This window comes from Marinobacter sp. S6332, assembly GCF_023016045.1.
GTDB lineage: Bacteria > Pseudomonadota > Gammaproteobacteria > Pseudomonadales > Oleiphilaceae > Marinobacter.
The window spans coordinates 21,085-39,058 of record NZ_JALKAP010000016.1 but is presented as its reverse complement, the minus strand read 5'-3'; the positions used below and the strand labels follow the sequence as shown (position 1 = coordinate 39,058).

Annotated in this window: 14 protein-coding genes; 9 read left to right on the top strand and 5 right to left on the bottom strand. The window is 51.8% G+C overall.

What is annotated here, in order from left to right; translation table 11 throughout:
- Window positions 1-95: 95 nt before the first annotated feature.
- A complete protein-coding gene (locus MWU62_RS17830) occupies window positions 96-1,325 on the top strand; it encodes an ISL3 family transposase (protein ID WP_247113278.1) in 1,230 nt (409 codons plus the stop codon).
- 52 nt (window positions 1,326-1,377) lie between these two features.
- Window positions 1,378-1,650, top strand: coding sequence for a YebG family protein (locus tag MWU62_RS17825; protein ID WP_247116137.1), 273 nt, complete (start codon window positions 1,378-1,380; stop codon window positions 1,648-1,650).
- On the opposite strand, the gene MWU62_RS17820 is transcribed toward MWU62_RS17825, so the two are convergent.
- Window positions 1,647-4,157, bottom strand: coding sequence for a DUF2309 domain-containing protein (locus MWU62_RS17820; protein WP_247116136.1), 2,511 nt, complete (start codon window positions 4,155-4,157; stop codon window positions 1,647-1,649). The two genes, MWU62_RS17825 and MWU62_RS17820, sit on opposite strands and share 4 nt — an antisense overlap.
- A complete protein-coding gene (locus MWU62_RS17815) occupies window positions 4,154-5,773 on the bottom strand; it encodes an NADH-quinone oxidoreductase subunit L (RefSeq protein WP_247116135.1) in 1,620 nt (539 codons plus the stop codon). Before MWU62_RS17815 ends, MWU62_RS17820 begins: the two co-directional genes overlap by 4 nt.
- 121 nt (window positions 5,774-5,894) lie before the next feature.
- On the opposite strand from MWU62_RS17815, the gene MWU62_RS17810 reads away from it, so the two are divergent.
- The 4 genes from MWU62_RS17810 to MWU62_RS17795 all read left to right on the top strand — a co-directional run bounded on the left by MWU62_RS17810 (window position 5,895) and on the right by MWU62_RS17795 (window position 10,125).
- Window positions 5,895-6,788 carry a LysR family transcriptional regulator gene (locus MWU62_RS17810; protein ID WP_247116134.1) on the top strand — a complete coding sequence of 298 codons (894 nt, stop codon included), beginning with the start codon at window positions 5,895-5,897 and terminating at the stop codon, window positions 6,786-6,788.
- Between the two features lie 109 nt (window positions 6,789-6,897).
- Window positions 6,898-8,379: an NAD(P)/FAD-dependent oxidoreductase gene (locus MWU62_RS17805; protein WP_247116133.1), complete on the top strand. Its 1,482-nt coding sequence runs from the start codon at window positions 6,898-6,900 to the stop codon at window positions 8,377-8,379.
- 82 nt (window positions 8,380-8,461) lie between these two features.
- Window positions 8,462-9,139, top strand: a complete 678-nt coding sequence (locus tag MWU62_RS17800; RefSeq protein WP_247116132.1) for a FadR/GntR family transcriptional regulator — start codon at window positions 8,462-8,464, stop codon at window positions 9,137-9,139.
- 2 nt (window positions 9,140-9,141) lie between these two features.
- Entirely contained in the window at window positions 9,142-10,125 is a 984-nt protein-coding gene (locus MWU62_RS17795; RefSeq protein ID WP_348645661.1) for a bile acid:sodium symporter family protein, read from the top strand.
- 16 nt (window positions 10,126-10,141) lie between these two features.
- Here MWU62_RS17795 and MWU62_RS17790 read toward each other — a convergent pair whose 3' ends face one another.
- Window positions 10,142-10,597, bottom strand: a complete 456-nt coding sequence (locus MWU62_RS17790; protein ID WP_247116130.1) for a hypothetical protein — start codon at window positions 10,595-10,597, stop codon at window positions 10,142-10,144.
- Window positions 10,598-10,728: 131 nt separating this feature from the next.
- On the opposite strand from MWU62_RS17790, the gene MWU62_RS17785 reads away from it, so the two are divergent.
- From MWU62_RS17785 to MWU62_RS17775, 3 genes are read left to right on the top strand one after another with little or no spacing between them, the layout of a single operon-like run.
- Complete coding sequence (locus MWU62_RS17785) at window positions 10,729-12,927, top strand: TonB-dependent receptor (RefSeq protein ID WP_281494962.1); 2,199 nt, start codon at window positions 10,729-10,731, stop codon at window positions 12,925-12,927.
- A gap of 35 nt (window positions 12,928-12,962) precedes the next feature.
- Window positions 12,963-13,949 carry an ABC transporter substrate-binding protein gene (locus tag MWU62_RS17780; RefSeq protein ID WP_247116129.1) on the top strand — a complete coding sequence of 329 codons (987 nt, stop codon included), beginning with the start codon at window positions 12,963-12,965 and terminating at the stop codon, window positions 13,947-13,949.
- On the top strand, window positions 13,942-15,888 hold the full coding sequence (locus MWU62_RS17775) for an ATP-binding protein (RefSeq protein WP_247116128.1): 1,947 nt from the start codon (window positions 13,942-13,944) through the stop codon (window positions 15,886-15,888). Before MWU62_RS17780 ends, MWU62_RS17775 begins: the two co-directional genes overlap by 8 nt.
- 29 nt (window positions 15,889-15,917) lie before the next feature.
- On the opposite strand, the gene gorA is transcribed toward MWU62_RS17775, so the two are convergent.
- Window positions 15,918-17,279 (bottom strand): glutathione-disulfide reductase, encoded by a 1,362-nt coding sequence (gene gorA, locus MWU62_RS17770; RefSeq protein ID WP_247116127.1) that lies wholly within the window; start codon window positions 17,277-17,279, stop codon window positions 15,918-15,920.
- Window positions 17,280-17,305: 26 nt separating this feature from the next.
- Window positions 17,306-17,974 carry a GNAT family N-acetyltransferase gene (locus MWU62_RS17765; protein WP_247116126.1) on the bottom strand — a complete coding sequence of 223 codons (669 nt, stop codon included), beginning with the start codon at window positions 17,972-17,974 and terminating at the stop codon, window positions 17,306-17,308.

The window sequence follows — 17,974 nt, the reverse complement described above, 5'->3', positions numbered from 1 at the left end:
GGGTCTTCACTTATCATGGTGGGTAACCCTTTATTTTCCTGCTGCTTTTGGTCACTGTTGTCGCATCCGATTAACTCAATGGATGGGGACCAACGTTGGATCAATACACCCTCTACGAACACATTCTAGGGCTGTCCTCTCCTTGGCTTGTATCAGGCGTCGAACTGGATAAGAGTCAGGGAGAAGTCGTCGTTCAGGTCAGTCTGGACAAAGGCGCTAAGCTTGTCTGCCCCCGCTGTGGCGATGCCTGCCCGGGCTACGACTCGCGGGAACGTCGTTGGCGTCATCTCGATACTTGTCAGTTCCGAACGCAAGTGGTTGCTCAGGTTCCTCGTGTGCAGTGTCCCGAGCATGGCTGTCTGACGATCAGTGTTCCTTGGGCTGAACAGAACAGCCGGTACACACTCCTATTTGAAGCCTTCGTTATCAGCTGGCTCAGGGCAGCCTCAATCTCTGCGGTCAGCAAGCAGTTGCGCCTGAGCTGGACTGCCATCGACAACATCATGGAACGGGCTGTGCGACGTGGTCTGGCTAATGCTCCTGACCGAGATACGTCACGGCTAGCCGTCGATGAGACGGCATTTCGTAAAGGGCACGACTATGTAACGATCGTTTCTAACGGTCGGGGTCAGGTTTTGGCCGTGGAGGACGGTCGGTCCTCTGGTAGTCTTGGGCGCTTTTACGCCACTCTGGATGCGTCTCGTAAGCGGTCGATTCTGTCTATCTCCATGGATATGAGTCCGGCCTATCAGAAGGCGACATTTGAGCATATCGAGAAAGCCCACCGGAAGATCGCCTTCGACCATTTCCACGTCGCGCAAATGCTGACCCGAACGCTTGATGCCACTCGCAAAGCTGACATGGCACGTGCGGATCATTCGATGCGGAAGGAGATCCATCGAAGCCGATACACCTGGCTACGCCATCGCAAGAGCCTTAAAGAACAGCAGATACAACAGATCAAATATTTGTCCGGCGCTCTCAAAGACACCGGTTTAGTGTGGTATCTCAAGGAGAAAGCGCGAGATATCTGGCGAGGCTACCGGGTCAAAGGCGCCCGAGCGGCGTGGAAAGAATGGATCCACATGGCTCGACTCACTGAAGTTCGAGCTCTGAGCTCCACAGCAAATCAGATCGAAACCAAGCTATTTGGGATCCTCAACGCTATGCGTTTCCGAGCTTCAAATGCCCTTGCGGAAGCGATCAATGGACAGGTTCGAGCGTTAAAGGTCCGATCCCGGGGGTTCCGGAACAAGGAGAGGTTCAAGCGGGCGATTCTATTTCACTATGGCGGACTGCCAATGGCACCTGACCCACACAGATAAGTGAAGAGCCGTTTTTATACAGTAAAGCAGACATTCACTGCGAGGAATGACCATGGCGGTACAAGCAGTTTATTTTTCCGATAGGGACGGCCTGAATATGGCGTTAAAAAATCCTGAGACCATGCTTTTCACATCGAAAGCAGATGCCGATGCCAGAGACAAGGTATTGGAGTTGGCGGAAGAGATTCAGGTTTATCTGGCCCGAAAAGTTGAAGGCCTGAGCGATGAACTGGCGGAAAAATGCGCCATGGTCATCGCTGAGGACAAAGATCTATTCCAAAAGGCCTTGAAAAAGCCGGACCTTCTGAACACTGCTCAGGATTAACCTGAGCAGTTTTTCCATTCACCCTTATCAAATCGCTCTTGACCGCCTTCTGGCAGAAACCTGTGCAACCATAGCCACTCGTTTTTCACCAATCGCGCAACGTCTGGCTGACGCTTCATAATGGCTTGTATGCGTTCTCTGGGAGCATCAATTAGCACGGTGAGCCGAAGCGGCTCATGGCGCCAGTAGGTGCCATCGTGCACGGATTGCAGCGGTAGACCAATTCTCAGATCTGTACCATTCCCCTCGATAACACCAAGGTTCCCCCCCACGACAGAATGCAGCAGTTTGTTACCTGCACCATAGACCTCGGGTGCGGTAACCGACGCAAAATACTGTAGGTTAATCCAATTTGCGACCATCATAGGCGCAGACATTAAGGCTTCCAGAATTTGACCTTCAGCATCTAGCTCTGAGTCGTAATCGTGCAGAAAGACTCTGCCGGCGAAATTCTTGCCTCTGGTTAATTCTCGTTTAGCAAAAATAATGGCAGCGTTATTCGCAAGCCCCCACTCAGGCCGAATTTCCGACCAATCTATGGTTCTTTGACGCATCGAGTTGAGCAACTCCTTGTCATCAAGGCCATTCAGTTTGAGCGGAGTCGCCCTCTCCTTTCTGGCCTCCCTGCCAGCCGCCGCAAAGGAGGCTTCCAACTCTGCCAGAAGAGACTGGTGGGATTCAGGAACACTTTTTTGACCGAATACCGTGACTTCATCGGTTACCGTACAGTGCTCTGCGGCAACAGCGAAGGTTGAATCAGGCACTTGAATACCTTTTTCTACAAGTTCTTCGCGCACCTGTGGGTCATTAAACAATGAAGCTGCCAGCCGCGCATTAACCCCACCACTCTGGCCGCCACAGGCGCCGCAAGCCAAGCCTGCGTGGTTAGGGTTGTTGTCGGTTTGCGTGCCATGGCCAACGAATACCAGCAGGGGCGCAAAACTACGAATTAAAGACATGCCTTGGAGAAAGCCAGAGACTAGCTTGACCTTCTCGGATATCGCCAAAGGATCACCCCCTATGTGATGAACCAGTTTGTTATCTCTTGCGTTCGCAACGCTGCCCGGCTGCTGAGCCTTTTTCTGATGCAGGCTGTCTTTGAGTAGCTTCCACGCCCAGGCAAGGCCTGTGGTTTCAACCAACGTGAACGTGGAAAGGCTGCTGTATTTGGAATTGCGCACGGATTCCCGAGTGATTTCTTTTTGATCAAGCTCGCGATTCAGTGTGTTATCACTTGCGGTGCTTCCCTCGGTGTCGATAAGCCGATAGGCTGGCGCCAACAGCCCGGGCAGTCTTTGCACCTCAGAATAAGGGCCGTGGCTCTGGTGGGAAACCGGTAGCCCAAAAAATCCGGCAAAACCGAGTGTTTGCACCCGCGGATTTTCATTCTCCAGGTGCCGCCTCATAACTTCTGAGCGAACATCGATACAAAATACTGCCTGTACATCCGCTTTCACATTCTCCGACTTTGGATCGACTTCTTGCCTCCGGTCGGCTTGCCTGTCCTCACTTATGATATGAACAAGCTTGCGTTGGTATCCGATTTCATACGCACGCTGCCAGACCCACAGTAGCTTTGCGTTTGGGTCATTCCCAGCGTTTAGGTTTGGCGAGCGGTCTGTTTGCAAAGCCTGACGAATTCTCGACCAAGCCGCCGTCCTCGCCTTAATCTGCTCCTCAGGTGCACACTCAAGAGCAACAGCCTCCCAAACCAGCAAGGCAGAAAGTAGCGATTCTCTCGCTTCAGAGTCTTCTCCGGCAAGGCCTGCACGCCAGTCGACACCGCTGCTCCACGAGGCCCAGCCAAGTACACGCAGCAACAGGTTGTGGCAAAGCACTTCCAGTTCGTACGTATTCAGGTTAATGATAGCAACGGCGTTTTTGACGGCTTGCAACCGTGCTTCAGTCACTGCCTTTAAGTGCTTGCGAGCACCAGTAATGCCTGTTCGATAGTCCAACGATAGATCTTGCTGGGCGGCTGCAAGCCAAAATTCAAAGAACCCACCCTTATCATTCTTTTTTCCTGCGGAGGACCAGCGGCCCTGCCGGGTGTCAAAATAGGCACCACAAAGGCGCCCAATTTCGCCATTCACCGCATCGGCGGCGTTGACACCCTCCGCATTGGCTGGAAATGCATCGAGAACAGAAAAGCAAAGGGGATGCCCTGTTGGCCGCTCATGCTTCAGTAGATCAAACAGCGGTTGAATATCGGTCTGAATTCCGCTCTGAGCCAAACTTTCCTTTAGGTCCGCGTCGGAAATTCTTCCGCCCTCCCACGCCTCGCGGTAAAAAGCCGCGGGCATCAAGAAAGAGAAGCCGCCTCTTTGTTCCAGAACACGCTCTGCACGTTCAGCAGGCTGATCCCGGAGGCCCCAGAAGGGGTTAACGGCAATCCATTTGTCCAGTGGCCAGATGGGGGCTATTAAACCGCAGGCACGAGTTAAAGCACCCTGAAAGTCCACTTCATCCAAAACAGGTGCAGATACAGCAGCATTAGATTCCTTCATGATTTCTTCTCCATGGTGAATGGATGATGGGGAATTCTCTTGAGCAGGTGCGGTGCGTTCAGTGCTTCAGACGCAAGCCGATGGGTAATCCGGTCAAACATCAGTTCAAGGTAGAGCCCCTTGCTGAAGTGGCGCCACAGGTTGCTGGTGAAGGGGCTGTCGCTGCCGTACATAATCAGCCCGGAAACTGTGGCGAGTACAATCACGAGAGCGACGGCGATGGTGTAGGCCAACAGTGGAATTTCGAAGTTGGCGTGCTCCGGTACAGCGGGGCCAACTAGCGCATGCAGCACTCCGTAAGCTGGTACTAGAAGCAGTGCGAGTAAAGCAATTCGCGCTTTCGAGGCAGCGGTTGCCCCAGCGGGCACGGCAATCACAGCACTAGCAACCGCAAGCACCAGTAGTGCACCAAACACTAGGTTCCCTTCAACCAAGCTGGGTATCTGGAGCAAAATGAACGTTGCGATTCCTCCAGTGATAAGTGCCCATAGCAGACCGGCCGGAGAGCGTTGCTGCGCAAAGAGACCCACTGCAGAGGCTTTGACCGTTCTGCCTGATGCCAAAAATGAATGGGCTTTGTAAACTGAGTGCGCCAACAGGTGTAAAAGAGCCAGCGTGTAAGCGCCCATTCCGATTTCAAACAACATGAAGCCCATTTGGGCGCAAGTAGACCAAGCCAATGCATGCTTCACGGAATACTGGGTCATCATGGTAAGCACAGCGATAACAGCGGTGAGACCACCGATGGTGAGAAGAATCAGGTGTCCGGCAGTAAAGCCGTCAAACACCGGGAAAAGACGCAACCAAAGAAAGCCGCCCAGATTGATAACACCCGCATGCAACAAAGCTGAGACCGGCGTTGGCGCTTCCATTACCCTTAGCAGCCAACCGTGAAACGGGATCTGAGCGCATTTAAGAAGAGCGGCCAGAGCAAGCGCCACAGAAGCGAGAGTGAGTGTGAGGGACGACGACGGCGATGCAGTTTGTGCCTGCACCATCTCAGGCAAGTAAAAGGTGCCATGATGAAGGTAGAGCAAAACCACGCCGGCGACCACCAGCACGTCTCCCACTCGGCTTACAATGAACTTCTGTACCGCCGCCATGCGAGCTTGGGGCCGCTCAGGGTACAAAGTGAGGAGTTGATGCAGTGAAATACTCACTCCCACCCAAGCACCGGCGAGCACAAGTAGGTTGTTGGTCATAACCAGAACCAGTACACAGGTAATGGTTAGCAAAAACCATGGCAAGAAACGCTCACGCCCCGGGTCGCCCCTCAAGTACCGCTCCGAGAAGCGAAGAATCACCCAGCCAATGAAGCCCACCATTAAGGCCATCCAGGCTGCAACGCCAGAGGGATAAAGCCCCAGCCAACGGCCCGGCAAAGCCAATGAACTTGCCGCACCACTGTGCTGAAGGTCAACCAACATGATGGTCGCAATCAACAGTGTTGCGCCCATTGAAAGCACCAGCAGCTTTTCGGCTATGCGCCAGCAGTGGTTCTGTTTAAGCGGATTGCGAGTCCAGGCACTGAAACCGGCGACGGCAAGAAGAGACGCTGGCACCGCCAACCAAGCTAGCAGTACAAAGGTGGACAAAAACAAGACGAGATCATTCATAGGGGCTTTCTCCTGAGACATCTTTGCTGACCCCGGTACTTTGCCGTCAATAGACTGATATAAAAAATGGTTTATACTTTAGTTACTGTTCTATTTAAGAGAACGATTAGAGGGCGGGTAAATGAAGCTTAACTATCACCACTTGTACTATTTTTGGATGGTTGCCCGCACCGGGCACCTAACCCGTGCCGCAAACTCCCTGCATATCTCCCAGTCCGCACTGTCCGGCCAAATACGAAAGTTGGAAGAAAGCCTGGGACATGATTTGTTTATCCGCGAGGGGCGGCGACTCAAGTTATCCGAAGCGGGAAGAATGGCGTTTTCCTACGCTGAAGAAATATTCCGCCAAGGCGAGGAGCTTGCCGCCGTGTTTGCCTCCGGAGCACAAGTTAATCGAGAGGTGCTACGCATTGGCGCAGTGGCAACATTGTCCAGAAACTTTCAGGAAGCCTTCTTACACCCGCTACTCGGGCGAGAAAACCTCGAGTTTAGTCTGCAAAGTAGTGATATTGATGAGTTGCTCAGGCGCTTATCTGCGCACAGGTTAGACCTAATACTTTCCAACCAGCCAGTGCGGGGTGATGAAGCCAACCCTTGGCGCTCCAAGCTGATATCGAAACAACCTGTAAGTATTATAGGGCCGCCAGAGTCTGCTCAAACAGTGACATTTCCTGACTTCCTTGAAGGGCGCAGCTTGATCGTGCCTGGCGCAGACAACAACATCCGGCAAGCTTTTGATCAACTGTGTGAATATCACAAAGTACGCCCCAGACTAGTCGTAGAAGTGGACGATATGGCCATGATGCGTTTGTTGGCCCGGGAATCTGGACACTTTGCGGTGCTCCCACCTGTTGTAGTGCGGGATGAGCTTCGTAACGGTGCTCTAGTTGATTATGGCGCCCTGCCCGGAGTCTATGAGGAATTCTATGCCATCAGTATTCGGCGCCGGTTCGAAACTCCAGCCCTGCGAGAGCTACTCTCTCAGCCAGTTGAAGACTTCATGATGCGCCCGTGAATTGATCAGCCTGACTAACTAGTCTGGCGCAAAAAGCCATGACTAGGCGAACACTGTGAACGTATAGTGAACAAGGCGTCATTATTTTAATTAGGTTGGATTTATAAACATGACTCAGCAAAACATCACCGAGCAACCGTCAGTCATCATAATCGGGACTGGGTTTGGTGGCATCGGCATGGCCATCCAGTTGAAAAAAGCCGGGTTCACTAAGGTCACTTTATTGGAAAAAGCCGAGCGTGTTGGTGGCACATGGCGCGACAACACCTACCCTGGCGCCGCCTGCGATGTGCAGTCGCACTTTTACTCCTACTCGTTCGAACCAAAACACGACTGGTCCCGAAAATTTGGCTTGCAGCACGAGCTGCTCGGCTACATGGAGCACTGCGTTGAAAAATATGGATTGGCAGAGCAGATCCGTTTCAATTGCGAAGTTGCTGAGGCTATATTTGACGACACTCGTAACCTCTGGGCACTGAGCCTAACCAGTGGCGAAGCCCTTGAAGCTCAGATTGTTATAACGGCAACCGGCCAACTTAACCAGCCAGCTTGGCCCAGCATCGAAGGCATGGAGGATTTCAAAGGCGCTTGCTTTCATTCTGCACGTTGGAACCATGAATATGATCTCCAAAACAAACGCGTTGCAGTTATCGGTACAGGTGCCAGTGCCATCCAGTTTGTGCCGGAAATTGCTGGCAAGGTGGAATCACTTACGTTGTTTCAGCGTTCGGCTGCGTGGGTTCTGCCAAAGCCGGATCGCCGCTTTAAGTCCTGGGAGCACTCATTATTTAAAGCTGTCCCAGCTTGGGACCGGCTTTACCGGTACCTAATCTATTGGAAGAACGAGAGTCGCGCCCTAGCTTTTACCGGATTTAATAGCCTGTTGAATGTGCTTGCACGTCAGGCGAAAAAAGAAGCCGCTAGACACATTACTGATCCCGAAAAGCTAAAGCACATCATTCCGGACTATCAGATTGGTTGTAAACGGATTCTGATTTCCAACGACTGGTATCCAGCCATCAATCGATCCAACCTGAATTTGGTGACAGATCCTATCGCAAAAATAAATGCGAGCGGCGTTCAAACTCAGTCGGGCAAACACTACCCTGTGGACGCCATAATCTTCGGCACTGGCTTTCGTGCTTCAGAGTTTCTGTCTCCAATTCGAGTCACCGGGCGCAATGGCATAACGCTGAATCAAGCTTGGCAGGATGGCGCCACAGCCTTCAAGGGCATTACGGTTTCCGGCTTTCCCAACCTGTTTATGTTGTATGGACCTAATACCAATCTGGCCCATAATTCGATTCTCTATATGCTCGAATCCCAATTCCAGTATGTTCTCGGCTGTCTGCAGGCTCTTCAAAAGTACCCGGGTGCTGCGATGGACGTTCGCGCAGACCGTTTAGAGGCCTATGCCACTAGCGTACAAGAAGACCTTGAAGGCAGTGTGTGGAGCTCTGGATGCTCATCTTGGTATCTGGATGCAAACGGAAAAAACACACTTAACTGGCCCGGTTTTACCTTCACCTATCGCCTTGCCACCCGCAACGTAAATACAGCTGACTACCAGTTCCTTAGCCCGGCCGGGTAATCCCGGGCTTTCGATCAAGGCATTTGCATTCAACTCAAATTCATAGGATGATTGGGTGATCGGTTAAGCGGATGATAGGTTTATGTTGAAAAAGATTCAAAAAGGCTCACTGGTTGAAACCGCCATCGAAAGTTTGAGGCATGCCATAGAGACTGAACAATGGCCCGTTGGCGACAAATTACCTGTTGAATCTGAGTTGTCAGAATCACTCGGAGTTAGCCGCAACACAGTGCGCGAAGCCGTTCGCGTTTTGGCGCACGTGGGCATGCTTGAAACGCGACAAGGTGACGGCACCTACGTGAGAGCAACCAGAGAGGCAGGCGAAACCCTTAAGCGCATCGCCCGTACTCAGCTCACGGACCAGTTAGAAGTGCGGATTATGCTGGAAACTGAAGCGGCAAAACTGGCGGCGCAACGACGCAGTGACCAAGACCTTCGGGCTATGACCGCAGCGCTCGACGCACGGGGCAAAGCCGATTCGAATCTCGCGGAACGCATTCACCATGATGAGCGTTTTCATCATGCACTGGTGGCTGCGTCCCACAACTCGGCGCTTGCAGAGCTGTATGATTACTTCTCCCACGCCATTACTCATACTATTGAGCGCACAGAAAACGACACAGACTTGCCCGAGCCCTCTCAGGAAGATCATGAACTGCTTCTTGCTGCCGTTCGACGTCAGGATTCGGAGAAAGCTGAAAGACTCGCCCGGGATCTTCTTGTCCCCAGTCTCAAAGCTCTTCGAAAGAGAGGCTCATGACCATGAAGTTCAAACCAGACACATTCACCATCATGTTGCTCGGAGCCATCGCCCTAGCTTCGTTTTTACCTGCTACGGGGACCGCAGGAGAATTGCTGGCGACAGCGGGAACGGTTGCCGTCGCCCTACTCTTCTTCTTCCATGGTGCAGCACTGTCCCGTGAGCAAATCGTTGCGGGCGCCTCCCATTGGCGGCTACATATACTGATCACCGCACTGACCTTTGGCTTTTTTCCACTCGTAGTGATCCCTATTAACGGAATGAGCAGCTTTGCACCTTCTTGGATGCCTGCCGATCTGGGGCTTGGCTTTCTGTATTTGGGCGTGCTGCCATCTGCCGTGTCATCATCTATTGCCTACACCGCTATGGCGCGGGGTAACGTTCCGGCTGCTATTTGCAGTGCTGCTGCCTCTAATGTGTTTGGCATGATGCTCACCCCTTTCTTGCTGTTACTGCTCGTGAGCTCTGCCGGTAGTGGGGACTTTGCAGTGGGCGAAGCACTTAAAGATATTATGCTGCAGCTACTGCTGCCATTCGCGGTAGGCCATGCTATGCGGCCCATTCTGGGCGGATTTCTTGGTCGCAACGAATCCCTAATGGCGCGTTACGATAAATGCGTGATCTGGTTGATCGTTTACTCCGCCTTCTCGCACTCTGTGGAAAGCGGCCTTTGGCAAAACCTTCCAGTAAAAGCCATTGTCCTAACGATCCTGCTCTGCATCGGACTGCTGGCCTTGTTTATGTTTTTTGCGAGGTTTTTGGTGCGGCGATTCGGGTTTAGCTTGGAGGATGAAGCGGCGGTTGTTTTCTGTGGCTCCAAGAAGAGCCTAGCGTCTGGGTTGCCCATGGCAAAAGTGCTTTTTTCAGGCCATCCGGGGTTCGGCATGATTGTTTTGCCAATTATGTGCTACAACCAAGTGCAGGTAATTTTAGGGGCCATACTGGCTGAAAAATACCGCGAAAAGATTGCCGAAGCCAACAAGTAATGACAAGGCGGTGGCATTAGCCGCCGCCCATGCCACCAAACAGTGTGGCAAGTATCACAAGCCCGATAACCCAACCAATTACAGCTGGCCAAAAGTTAACCATTTGCGGGGCTTCATCATCCCTAGATTCCCTGTCCCGATCTGGGTCAGGCTCTGGGTATCTACGTTCATCTTCCTGAGCCACGATTTCCTGCAAACTGTGCCAGTCAAACCACTCCGCTAGAAACCCCACAACAGGAGCCGGAAAACTTCCGTTTTCGGCCATAGGCCGAAGTTGTGGTTCCAGTTGCCGACCGATTTCGCGCCGCAATGGTATCTGATCCGCTGGCGGTTCGCAGAGTATGGCCCGCCAAATGCCTGCATCCCCACTTCGGCCAGAATCATTCAATAATGCCTTGATCTGAATCATCACCTCACGGACAACCTGCCCTTCTGAGGCGTCTAACTCGCGATCAACCTCGCTTGAATCCATATCAGGCTCACTCCCACCCTATCAATTCAGTACGTTTTGAGAGACAAACAGCGTGTAGTCAAATACGATAGCAACAAAACACAAAAACCAAGGCCTCGTCCTTTAACTCGGCAGATTATAGAACGACACCTATGCCCGTTACGAATTTCGATAAAAACACCTGTAGGCGCCCGGCGATTTCTATCGTCCATGGCGTGACAACAGCATTGCTGGCTTCCGTCTTCATCATCCCAGTGTCCGCAATCGCCCAGCCACTTACTGACAGTCCAGAACCGATGGGCTTTTATGGCTTTAACGACGAGATTCCGGAAGTTCTGACAACAACCCGGCTTCGCCAGCCGAAAACGCGGGTTCCCGGAACAACCACAGTTATCGAAGGCGAAATGATCCGAGATCTTGGCATCATGAGCCTAGTTGAAGTGTTTCGATTGGTTCCAGGGATGGTTGTGGGCGAGGTTGGCAGCAGCACACCTGTGACGACCTACCACGGCACCGTACACTATGAGCAACGACGGATGCAGGTTCTGGTTGATGGCCGCACTGCGCACCGTGCCACTCTATCAGATATGGACTGGCAAACCATGCCAGTCCCTTTAGAAATCATTGAACGGATAGAGGTTAGCCGGGGCCCAAACTCGGCGGCGTACGGGATAAATGCATTTTTAGGCACTATCAATATCATCACTCGTAATCCGGCAGATACTTCCGGTGCAGAGGTTCGGGCTATTCGCGGTTCCAGAGACTACGTCCGCACCTTTGCTTCGGTTGGCGATGTCAGTGACAGCTACGACTGGCGCCTGGCCTATGAAAAGCGCAAATTTGGTGGATTTGATTATCAACTCGATAACAATGGGCGCCTACCCTTTCACGATGGACACGACATAAATACCTTCAACTATGACTCGCGCTGGAAGGTCAATTCCGGTTTTAACGCCGATATCCGTGTTGGTGTTGTTGATGGGCTGAATGAACAAGATATTGATAAAAACGGTGAGCTTGAAGCAACTGACCATCCAGATATCGATGTGCGGGATTACTATCTTCAAACGCAATTAAACTTCACAACCTCACAGAGCCATTTTTTTCACTTTCAGGTGAGCTTTGAAAATTACGACCGCAGGCAGCGCTGGCCAGTATCTATTCCAGAGTCCGCGGTGGCTTGTCTAGAGAACGGCGACCCTCTCTATTACAGACCGAACCGACCCCTATGCTTCCAGTCCGGGGGAATCCCGCTTATTGCAGAAACAAACGCAGACTCCGAAGATTCACGGCTAGAATTAGAGCTTCAGGACACATTGCTGATTAACGATGACCTGAAGCTAGTGACGGGGGCAGGGTTTCGCAAAGACACCTATCGCTCGGAAACTTTTTTTAATGGACGCGGCAATAACTATCAGTCCAGAGTATTCGGCAATGTAGAATACACGCCTATTAACTGGCTCACATTAAATGCCGGGGGCAACTGGGAGCGCACCACAACGACTGATGAAGGCTACTTCTCGCCGCGCGTTGCGGCAAACTTCACACTCAATAATAACCATGCACTGAGGTTTGTTTACTCCAAGGCTGTTCGAACCCCCGATGGTTTTGAGCAAGATCCGGATTATGGATATACACTGAGGAATGTCAGCCCAGAAAAGTATGCCGCTTACGAGGGCTACAGGGTTAACAGTACAGCGGTTTGGGAGCACCCGTCCTACGTAACCCTAGGTAAAGAACTTGAAGAAGAAACCATCGTTTCTAGGGAAATCAGTTACTTCGGACAGTTTCCTATGAAACAAGGTCAACTGTCTCTGGAAGTGCGGGTATTTAAAGATAAGCATCGGGACATGATCAGCGGTGTCATCCAGTTTGATGATTGGACTATTGATAACAACGTAGGTATCGATCAAAAAGGTTTTGAGGTTGAAGCGTCCCTTGAGTTCCCCGGAACCACCTTCAGAGCTAGCTACGGGTATCTTGATCAAGACGACTGGTATACGGGCGCTGGTATTGTGGATGAGGATGGCAATATCGATATTGGTGAACAAGAGTACGCGGTCAACCTACTCGGTCGCCTCTCGTTAAGGCACTCAGGCAGTCTGGCACTTATCCAGAACCTGCCCTTCGGCCTAAAGGGTTCTACAGCCTACTATTGGGCAGATAAATTCCGTAATACTCGGTTCGAGCGTATCGATTTTCGTCTAGCAAAACGGATTTTCCAGCCGCGGTATTCAGCCGAGATTGCTTTGACCATGCAACATTACATAAATAATGAACCGGATATCAGCCGTGATAATAACATCGCGGACCAAAACCAGTTCTTCATTGAAGCGGGCCTCCGTTTCTGATCGCTAATCAAGGAATATTTCAGACCCGGGATGGTATGGAAAAACCAGCATTGTTCTCATTGCACAGGATTGTCTCAGCGCTAAAGTCGCTGACTACACCGGCAATTCTGTGCGCTGTGACGATGGCGGCTATATTGGTAGCTGCACCGGCTGCATTTGCTCAAAGTAATGGTCGTGCCCCTGTCTACCTTGCTGGTTCTGGTAACGCTGCGCTGGATCAGCATATTCAAAAACTTCTTGAGGAGAATTTAGAAAGCGAAAACGATCTGATTCCTATATCAGACGAACAAGCCGCGCTGACACAAGATGGCCCAATCGTTACCCTAGGCCCCCGTGCGTTTTCCCGTATAAGACAGATTAACCGCAAAGCGCCCGTGCTTGCCCTGCTGGTCGAGCCCGACTTCCTGCAAGGCTTCGTTCGCCGCTCCCCTGAGCAGGTTTCGGGCGTTTACCACGGCGCCCCGCTTCTCAGGCAAGCGCTTATCGGAAAAGCAATTCTCCCTCAGGCCACCCGCATCGCCCTGATTTCTACCACGGATACCGCAGAACTTTACGATACACTTATTGATCAACTCCCCGCTTACAAGCTTGAAGCGCGGTTGTTCGTAGTGGACGACGACAAACAACTTATCCCAACGCTTATCAGGGCATTAAGTTATGGTGACTTCCTATTGGCAGCACCAGACAACGCAATATACAACCCAAGAACCATAAAACACGTGTTGCTTACCGCTTATCGCAGAAACAGAATTGTCATAGGCCCGAGCCAAGCTTATGTAAAAGCCGGTTCACTTGCGTCTGGCTATGCGCCTTTCCCCGCTATGGCCGAGATGGCTGCGGGCTACCTACAAACGTTTTTCGAAACCGGTGCCTTCCCGCCACCGGGTTATCCGTCACAATCCCGGGTTGAGATTAATGAGCAGGTTGCCCGCTCACTAAACATCCCGCTGGATACCCGTGAGCAGATTGCTCAGGCCGTTGAGAAATGGTTACAAGAACAAAGAGGGCAAGGCGATGAGTGAAAACTCCATAGGTACGCCGCTATCCCGAAAACTGCTGTTGCTGGGCGCATTGCCTGCAGTGGTGATGTTTATAACGCTCATGGGATTTTTTACCTCTGCACGGCTTGAAGATGCAAGACGCGACCTCGCAGACAGCAACCAGTTGCTGGCGGACAGTCTGGCTCCGTCCCTTGAGTATGCAGTGGTTTCTGGCAACACTTTGGCGCTGCAGGAAATACTTTCTCAATCTATCCGATACAGCAAAGCCGACTGGATCCGCATAACTGATGTGGCTGGCGAACAGATTGGGTTTGCGCCTGCGGACAGCAAACCTGACATAGAGAATACAGATGAATTCCAGATTTATCAGGCAGAGATACTCCAACAGCCACTACAGCTTGCAACCGATCGCCAAACTTTGTGGTTCGAGCCGGTACCCGGTAGTAACTCGAGCGCATTGCGGGTTGGTAGGGTGCAGGTGGGTGTGAGTGACAAAACACTAGAGGCTCGACGCAAAGATATTCTCTGGTCGTCTCTCATAGTGGGACTAACGTTACTCTTGTTCACCATTTTGGTCATCAACCACATACTGAACACCATTCTCTCCCCCATTAACCAGCTTTCCGGTCGAATCGGCCGTCTTATTGCCGGCGATTATCGGGCCACAAAGGTAAATGGGCGACCGAACTCCCGAGAAATTATTGCCATCGAGCATCAGCTTAATGAATTAAGCGAACATCTCGCATCGCTACAGACATCGCGAGATCAAACACTGGCATTGTCAGAGCATGCGCGGGAAAAAGCAGAGACTGCCAGCCATGCAAAATCAGAGTTTTTGGCCACCATGAGCCATGAACTGCGCACCCCGCTTAACGGTGTACTTGGCATGATTGATTTGGCTCAGGAAGAGCCTCTGACTCCAAGGCAACGGGATTATTTACAGACGGCCCGTCAATCGACAGAAGATCTGCTTACAGTCATCAGCGATATTCTCGATTATTCCCGTATGGACAGCGGAGCGATGGTGCTCGAACACCAGATTTTTAACCTGCACACGCTTGTTACAAACTGCGTTGCCTCATACCGCCATGTGGCGGAAGAGCAAGGGCTGGCTTTGACACTGAATTTCTACGGAGACTGGCCTGAAATACCGCTGGTAAATGGTGATGCACCGCGGATTCGCCAGATTGTTGCATGCCTTCTTGATAACGCCATCAAGTTTACCACCGATGGCTTTGTGCATGTTCAGTTGGGCTGCTTTGGTGTTGAGGATGGCTGTATCATCATCAACTGCTCGGTTAGCGACTCAGGCAGCGGCATTCCCCACGGGCGGGTTCCAGATATCTTCAATTCGTTTGAACAGCTTGATGCTGGCGACAACCGTGGTTTTGGCGGTACCGGTTTAGGGCTATCTCTAGTTCAGCGTCTGGTTGAGCTTCTAGGCGGGCATATTCAGGTTGAAACAAACCCTGGGAAAGGTTCGTCGTTCCGGTTTGAGCTGCCTTTGGAACTTGCACCGCAAGCCAACAACCCGAGAGTCACCGAGGTACCAGCATTGCAAGCTGAGCTACCGCTTTCCAAGCGTGCATTGGTTGTAGAGGACAATTTGGTAAACCAACGTGTTGCCGTAGCACTCCTTAACCGTCTTGGTTTTCAAACAGAGGCAGTGGTAAACGGTAAAGAGGCGTTGGATCAGATACACTCCAGCTACCCGGGGTTTGATGTCATTCTTATGGATTGCCAAATGCCGGTTATGGATGGCTATGAAACATCGCGTCACATCAGAGAGCGGGAGGCGGCCAGCAGCCTTAAACGAACGCCTATCATTGCCCTTACCGCTGACGTATTGCCAGAGACAAAGCAAAGCTGTCTAGAGAGTGGCATGGATGACTACCTGTCTAAGCCTTTAAGGAAGGAGGGACTTAAGGAAGTACTGGGTCGTTGGGTAGAGCTATCTTGAATGAGCCCTTCCTTGGGCTCAGATACCTTTTAGGCCACGGGCTCACGCATAGTGACAAATTCTTCTGCAGATGTTGGGTGGATGCCCATGGTGGAATCGAACTGGGCTTTGGTCGCGCCAGCCTTTATAGCCACAGCAAGCCCTTGAGTGATTTCACCGGCATCAGGCCCAACCATATGTGCGCCAAGAACCTTGTCTGTTGCGTCATCAACCACAAGCTTCATTAGGCAGCGTTCATCACGGCCACTAAGTACGTATTTCATGGGCCGGAATTCCGAACGATAGATTCTCAGGGTGTGCCCTGCCTCCCGAGCTTCCTCTTCCGTTAGACCCACGGTACCGATGTTAGGTTGGCAAAAAACCGCCGTTGGTATCGCAGAGTAGTCCATTTCGCCCTCGCCATCTCCGAACATTCTGCGAGAGAGCACCATAGCCTGTGCCAGAGCCACTGGCGTCAGTTGTGGCGTACCGATCACATCGCCAAGGGCGGTTACCGAAGGCACTGAGGTCTGGAAATAATCATCCACCACCACATGGCCGGAAGCATTCAGCTCTATGCCCAACTCGGTCAGACCAAGGCCATCGACCAAGGCTCTCCTGCCTGTAGCGGCCATTACTAGCCCGGTCTCCATAGTATCGCCATTGCTAAGTTTGACCCGGTAGTGAGAGTTTTCGGGCTCCACAGACTCAATCGTTACGCCAAATTCAAGCCGCACGCCTTTCTTGCGCATTTCTTGTTCGGTAAAGCGGCGCACGTCCTCGTCGAAGCCGCGAAGGAACAGGTCGCCCCGGTACAACAGGGTGGTTTCTACTCCAAGACCCGCCAAGATTCCGGCAAATTCTACAGCAATATAGCCGCCGCCCCAGACTACTGCCTGCTTGGGCAGTTGAGGTAAATAGAACATCTCGTTCGATGTGAGAATACATTCCTTACCCGGAATGTCTGGTACAACTGGCCAGCTACCGGTCGCGATTGTTATGTGCTCGGTTGTGTATTCTTTGTCGCCCACAACAATCGTATTCGGGTCTTTTATGGAGGCGGTTCCTTCAATGATGGTAACGCCTGCGCTCTCAAGCAGACGGCCATAAATGCCATTGAGCCGCTCTATTTCCGTATTTTTGTTGGCGACAAGCGTGGGCCAGTCAAAGCTGACGTTGTCCATCGGAAGGTTCCAGCCATAACCTGCGGCATCTTCTAACTCGTCGCGAACATGCGCCCCGTAAACAAACAGCTTTTTGGGTACGCAACCCACGTTAACGCAGGTACCGCCAAGATAGCGGGATTCAACTACCGCTACCCGAGCACCGCGCCCGGCAGACATACGCGCTAGGCGCACACCACCGGAACCGGCACCAATAACGATCAGATCATAATCTAGGCTGTCAGACACAATGTCTCCTGTTGATTGTTACAACGTTAGTTTTGATTGGCCGCGGCTTTTGCTTCAGGGTGGATCTCACGGAATAAAATGTGATCCTCAAAACCGCCGACTTTAATTTTTCCGAGGCTTCGAAAACCTTCCGACTCGTAAAATGGTAAATAACGGCTATTTCCAGTATCCAGAACCAGCCCTGTTCCACGGGGGTTTTCCGCACACAAGCGCTGAACAGCCTGTAATAAGAGCCGACCATAGCCGCGGTTCTGATACTTTGGGTTTACACCCATCAAGGGCAGTTGGTGCGCCAATGGCTGGGGTAAAATTGCGCGTAATCTCTCGTGATAATGCAAGTAACGTCGGGTGGAAGCAAAACCCGCCGTTAACACCATGCGGATCCTCCAGCTAAGCTGATTTGCCAGATTCAACCGCAAATCTGGGTCGCCAATAAACGCCACAGCCACCAGAGTATCGTTGACCATCACGCCAACCGCTTCCTGATCCAGATCAAAGTAAAGATCAACCAACTCGCGCACGGTTGCCCGAACGCGCTGGTTGTAACCGGGCTTACGATGGTTGAATAGGTGCTGAAAGGTGGGCTCGTTGCGGTAGGCATCGTACAGAATCGATCTGGCTTCGTTTAGCGCAGTGACATCCAGCCGAACAATGACCGGTTCGGGCTTGCTACTAGTGTCGTTGTCGTTACTCAT